This is a genomic window from Endozoicomonas sp. ALC013 (assembly GCF_049310205.1).
GTDB lineage: Bacteria > Pseudomonadota > Gammaproteobacteria > Pseudomonadales > Endozoicomonadaceae > Endozoicomonas.
In genome coordinates this window covers 41888-48579 of the sequence record NZ_JBLYNS010000018.1, presented here as the reverse complement: position 1 = coordinate 48579, position 6692 = coordinate 41888, and the positions used below count along the sequence as shown (strand labels likewise).

The window sequence follows — 6692 nt, the reverse complement described above, 5'->3', positions numbered from 1 at the left end:
TTCAGGAAGCACACTTCGCCAAATGTACCGATGGGACAGGCTGAAAAAGGAATAGAGGAACTATTTGATAGTTATTAAATCCAACAATAATCAATAAACAGAAATTAATAATCACCTTATGACTATATCTTCAGTTAATCAGACTCCTGCGCCCGGTTCTCGCCCGGCAGATGATATTGTCAGCTTATTCAAGGATGGCAGATTAATGGTTCGGGCTGTTGATGCACGCAAGGGCAAATGGCTCGGCTGGGAAACAAAGCCGGTTACCCGGTTAAGTCCCCAATGCAACAACCCCTTAACTAAACATGGTGAAGAGCAGGTATTCAGCGGGGAATCATGGGTAGTGACCATGTTGGGACCAATAGAGAGGAATGAGGTTGAGCTGGCATGGGCCTATAAACATGATGCCTTTACCGATGCCCAAGGAGATTTTCAGCCGAACAAAACACATTCCAAACCGATAAAAAAAATCACGGATTACGTAACGCTGAACATCAAGTTGGAAGAAAAATATTGGCAGAGCAAAACCATCTTCCCTGATACCAAAACCTCCGGGCGTATTGACAGCACAGGTTACCTGCTGCATCAGTTATCCAGCAGGAAAAACATCGAAAAAACCTACCCGGAAATTATTTGCCGCATTAATCTGGGTCTGATGCACTGCGGATATCTTCTCGACTTTAACCGGGAAGCTACGTTTGACCGGGTCGCAGATATGATGCAAAACATTTTACTGCTGGAACTGGGCGATGACGCCAGTGCCGCAGGGGAATTTCGCCAACCTTTACGGCTGTCGGTATACGATAGCGAGCGGGGTGTGCTATTCCCGCCGCTCAAACTGCAGCGCCATGAAATAGAGGCGATTTCGGCAAACGCCAGAACATTCTCGAAATATGCTCAAACCATGGGCCAGGCTATCACGCTGTTCAAGGTGCTGGTGCAGTCCGGTGTTGATCGTTTTTTGCAGCTGCTGATCAATATTCCGGAAAGTATCAAACCCGTAGCAGAGGCAGAAAAAAATCTGGACCTGATAAAAATATTATCTACCGGGGACATATTATGTAGCTTACCCGAATTACTGGAAGCGATAGAAAATGCCCGGTTACTTAATGTCAATCTACCTGTGCAGTTATTGGAAAAATTGATTAGTACGTCCTTTTTCCCTGCAAGTGATTTAAGAGACTTCAAAGACCGGGGAAACTGCATTTTCCTGGATATGGATTTATACGGAGATCGTTGGCAGGAGACAAAATCGAAGCTTGGCAAGCAAGCGCAGACTTGCAGGAAGGCATTGCTTAACAGGTTATTTGTCCCAATATTGTTGCAAGGTCATTGTGATCATTACTCCAATCGCAACCCATTAGTCGTCTGTCTTCTGATTGCCCATGGAACCAGAGTTGACTTTCAAAAACAGCACCTTTCTAACGTGACCGGTAGCCTATGGCTGTTACTGGCAGCCAGGTATTTCTGCCAGGAGAGTTTGTTGACCCGGGATGAATTAAGGATTATCCGCCACGAGATCCTGTGGCAGATTAGCTGCAACAAGATGGTTTATACGGAACGCTTCTATACAGAGGTAAAGCCGGGGCAAATGGCCCCCCCTGAGGGAATCCCGAATACTCTGGCTACGTTTATAGACAATCTGAAAAAAGTTTTGGCCCGTCAATCGGTATCCACCGGAGCCGACTGGGTTGAAAATCTGTGCCGGGAACTGATCGGCGAAAAAATATACCACCAGTTTTATCTGAACAAAAATGCTGACGGGCAAAAACTGCTGGATTACCTGCAAAATGGCTTATCGCCGCAACGGTTTAACGATGAGCAGTTAATCGAGCATTTTCGCTACATGACCACTATCCCGAAGTCAAATAATATATTATTCAGCTGCTTAAAGATTTTTCACCAAGAACCCAAGGTAAATAATTTCTGCGTTATCCGGTTGCCTGATAAGGAAACCGGCCAGAGCGAATGGCTCGACACATTTCTGACCGCCCCACCGAACTTTGTGCAAAGTGAGTTTGACCGTATTGACCACTATCCTGCCATCACCCGGGTAGCGGGTTGGCATTACTACCAGAATCTCCATCCCACCGTAGCAAAAGTCATACTGGAAGGGGGCAAACCCGGTTCCCGCAAAGTTCACGGCCTGGATCACGCCCTGCGGACCCAGCTGGCGACCGAGTTTCTTGTGGAAGTATTGCCTGACATTCATGCGCCATTTAAGGAACTGCTGAAAAACCAGCCCCTGCTGCAGGAATTACTGCCCATTGCCGAGCTATACCACGACGCAGTTGCTGAAGATGAGCATAAAGATGTGGAAGAGCGTCGTGCCGCTGAACTGTTCCAGCGTGATATGCAGAGTTTGCATCACTACCCGGATGAACTGATCGGGTTAGTATCCAGTGCCCTGAAAAATAAAAACAGCAACCAGATGCAGCCGGTCAGGGCTCCTTTCACCAGTGACCAGCAATGCTCCGCAGACGAATTATTGCTTCGTCAGGTGCTGCGCTTTGGTGATATCGTCGATATCGTCCGGGTCATCCCCTGCCGGGAGGATTTTCCCGCGATCCGACTGACACCGGGTTCTGCAGAGCCCGGAGAGAACCGCTACTTTAACCCGGAAGCCATTGAGCTAGTGCGCGTGGTCAATAAACCAGAGTTTACCCTGCTGATCCGGGCAGCACTGGTGAGTTTCAGGCATCTGGCCTGCATTACCGGGGGCTGGTACCACAAAGATGCCAACCCGTTCACCACGAAATACCGGTTACCGGTGGATAACACCAAACGGCGATTGATGATTGAACAGGCATCTGATCCGCAGCAGTGTATGCGTGACAGCCTGGATGATCTGGTCCGGCTGGTGATGGCAGCGAAAGCGGGCATCAAACCCTGCCTGACCGACCACCCAAAACGCTCGGACCACCTGCCCCTCCCCGATTGCTGGGACCCGAAAACCGGCTCAGCCGGTGCCTACCGAAAGCTGCACAATGAGCAGGAACTGAGACAGATTGAATTACCTGAAAATATGACCCTGACAGAAAAAATTATCGTGGCAGCGGATGAACTGAACCACACAATGTCCTTGCTATCGCCTGCCACCCGCCACGGTATGCAGTCAGAGATTGAGCGGTTGCAGCAGAAGGGTATCCTGCCCGCCATTGGTACGCCGCCGCAGTCTGAGCTTGAAAAAATATTCCGGCAGCCGGACTGCACCGGTGCCCGGATACTGAATGAACGAGGGCTAAAGGTGGTGTCTGATGAATATGAAGGAAGGGTCGTCTATCGTATGCAGCCGAACGGCCAGCAGCAACAAAAAAAGGCGGCACGGTGAGTTTAACCATGACGCCTGCTACCACGATAACGACCCAGCTGCTGTTAAGGAACAGTCCTGAAATAACTTCGAGATTTCAGTAAGCGCTGCCCGCAAGAGACAGGCCGCCTGTGCTTTTGTAGTTAGCGGCTAGTACATGGTTTAAATGAGTTTGACGTGTACAATCTCCGTTCACCCTGAGCGGAGTCGAAGGGTGCTTGGCACAATCTATCAGAGTTCGGAGTTTCCGCCTTTAGGCCCTATGGGTCCTTCGACAGCCTCAGGACGAACGGAGTGCGGAGGCACGACAACTCGTCAAATTCATTGAAACCATGTACTAGCGACCTTAACAAGTCCTCAGTCAAAGGCGGTATTTATTCCGAGACAATTCCTTAATATGACTGCGGCACACTCTCAATTAGCCAGTATTCCGCATACCTGCCGCAATACCGGCAATGGTAATCATCAATGCCTGTTCCAGCTCCTCACCCACTTCCGCATCTTCTCCCGCCATCTTTTCATGGGAGCGAACCCGCTGCAGCAACTCCGCCTGAAGGAAGTTCAGAGGATCCGTGTAAGGGTTACGCAGACCAATGGCTTCTTTGTTCTGCGGGTGTGATGACATCAGCTCATCCCCCTCTTTAAGATCCAGCAGCACTTCAATGGCAGACGACAGCATACGTCTGAGTTTTTCGCCCAGGTAGCGCAGATGATCGGGCACCAGCTGATCTTCATAATACCTGGCCAGCTGGGCATCGGTCTTGGTGAAGACCATCTCCAGCATTTCCAGACGTGCCTTAAAGAACGGCCAGTCGGTCATCATTGCTTCCAGCACATCCCGGTTGCCATTGTTGACCGCATTCTCCAGCGCTCCGCCACAGCCCAGCCAGGTTGGCAGCATCAGGCGAATCTGTGTCCAGGCAAAAATCCATGGAATAGCCCGCAGACTTTCCACGCCACCATTGGGTTTCCTCTTGGCGGGACGGGAGCCAAGCGGCAATTTACCCAGCTCCATTTCCGGCGTTACGGCCCGGAAGTAAGGTACGAAGTCAGGCTCTTCACGAACAATGCCCCGGTACACCTTCACGGAATCCGCTGACAACTGATCCATTACCTCACGCCATTCCTGCTTTGGCACTGGCGGTGGCAACAGGGTTGCTTCCAGTGTGGCGCTGGCATACAGCATCAGACTCTGGACGGCTACTTGTGGGAAGCCAAACTTAAAGCGGATCATTTCCCCCTGCTCAGTCACCCTCAGGCGGTTATTGACCGACCCCGGAGGCTGGGAAAGAATCGCCGCATGGGCCGGGCCACCACCACGGCCAATGGTACCGCCACGGCCATGGAACAAGGTCAACCGGACATCGGCCTCAGCGCATACCGCCGACACCTCTTCCATGGCGCGGTACTGAGCCCAGCCAGCCGCCATCCAGCCCGCATCCTTGGCAGAATCAGAATAACCAATCATCACCATCTGACCACCGTGGCAATAACCGCGATACCAGGGTAATGACAGCAGGTGACGAATACACTCCGCCGCGTTGTCGAGGTCGTCCAGTGTCTCAAACAGTGGTGCAATGGGCATGTCGAAATCCACGCCACACTCTTTCAGCAGTAGAGCCACCGCCAATACATCCGATGGCTGCTTGGCCATGGAAATCACATAGCAGTTCAGTGCCCTGGAGCCCTCGGCGGCTATGACACGACAGGTGTTTAAAACCTCCTGCACGTCCGGTGATGGCGACCACTTCAGTGGTCCTTTGGTATTCGGCAAGAGAGGTCTTGGGTTTTGCAGCTCTTTCAGCAGGAAGCTCTGTCTTTCCAGTTCTTCCCAGTGCTCATAATCCCCCAGACCCAGGGCCTTGGTCAGCTCGCTGAGCACCTGAGTATGACGGCCAGACTCCTGACGAATATCCAGTTTAATCAGCGTCAGACCAAAGCAGTACGCTCTTCTCAGGGTGTCCCGCAGAGGACCATCGGCAATAACCCCCAGGCCACAGGCATGGAGAGAGTCGTAACACAATCTTAATGGCTTGATCAGATCTTCATTATCAAGCATAACGCCCGCCGTCGGTGTTGCCGGTGCATCCCCGGGTCTGGCCAGACCTCGCTCACACCACTGACGGGTATGTCTCAGTTTTTCCCGCAACTCTTTTAACACAGACCAGTAAGGTTCCCGAGAGTCCCCCACAAGCGCCCGCAGCTCATCACTGCAATCGCTCATGGAAAGCTCACTGATCAATGGTTTCAGATCCCTTAAAAACAGGTCTGCCGCCATCCAGCGACTGAGCAGCAACACTTCACGGGTCACTTCAGATGTTACAAACGGGTTACCATCCCGGTCGCCCCCCATCCAGGAGGAAAAGTGAACGGGTACCGCCTCAATTGCCAAGCGGTGACCGGTGAATGCTTGCAGGCGGTCATCCATCTGACGGACAAACTGTGGCACTGCATGCCACAGGGAGTGCTCAATGGTGGCAAAGCCACCTTTTGCCTCATCAACTGGTGTTGGTCGTTTACTCCGAAACTCATAGGTATGCCAGGCCTGAGTAATCAGCTGGCGAATGCGCTGTTCAATGCGCTGCTGTTCGTTATCACTGAGCGACTGGTTTTCCAGGTCACTCAGGCACTGGAATATCTGCTCATATTTCTGAATTAATGTACGACGGGTTACTTCGGTCGGGTGTGCAGTCAGTACCACCTCAACATCCAGCTCTGATGCTTTCTCGGCAATCTGCTGATCGCTGAGACCTTTCTGCTTCAGCGCCTTGAGCAATTCACTGAAGTGATCAGGAACACAGTGGCTGGTTTCACAGTCTCTGGATACCAGGTGGAACTGCTCGGCAATATTGGTGAGATTCAGGAAATGGCTGAAAGATCGTACCACAGGTACCAGCTCATCATCAGGCAGGCTGTGCAGCAGGTCTAACAGGGCCTGCTGTTCATTCAGACCGTCATCACTCTCGGCATCACTGCGGGCCGCTTTGGACAACTGACGAATAGCCTCGATTTTATTGAAGAAGTCCTCTCCCTTGTGGTCGCGGATGACGTCACCCAGCAAGGTACCCAGCATATTGACATTTTGACGCAGCGACGATGGGTTCTCTGTTGGCTTTTCTGACATAGCTCTTTGCCTTTCGATGTTATTCCGGCCCACTTTGCCTCTGTAAGTCTTGGTAAGCCTGACTCGTATTAACCCACGACAATTTACTTGTTAAATGAGTACAACCAAGCGCAGCCTATACCAGATACACGTAAGAAAAAAGGGAAATCACCTACTCACAAAAAAAACCATACCCTCACAGTAAAACACCCTGTTCCCTTTCAATTTCTTCAATGTTCAACACAGTAAAACACCGTCGTTTTTATCAGCAAAGCGCAA

At 51.1% G+C, this 6692-nt stretch carries 2 protein-coding genes; one reads left to right on the top strand and one right to left on the bottom strand.

Annotated elements, in window-relative coordinates; all coding sequences use genetic code 11:
- Nucleotides 1-118 precede the first annotated feature (118 nt).
- Nucleotides 119-3331: a hypothetical protein gene (locus ACO6V1_RS05910; RefSeq protein WP_422466164.1), complete on the top strand. Its 3213-nt coding sequence runs from the start codon at nucleotides 119-121 to the stop codon at nucleotides 3329-3331.
- A gap of 397 nt (nucleotides 3332-3728) precedes the next feature.
- On the opposite strand, the gene ppc is transcribed toward ACO6V1_RS05910, so the two are convergent.
- Nucleotides 3729-6434, bottom strand: a complete 2706-nt coding sequence (gene ppc / locus ACO6V1_RS05905; protein ID WP_422466162.1) for a phosphoenolpyruvate carboxylase — start codon at nucleotides 6432-6434, stop codon at nucleotides 3729-3731.
- Between the last annotated feature and the right edge of the window lie 258 nt (nucleotides 6435-6692).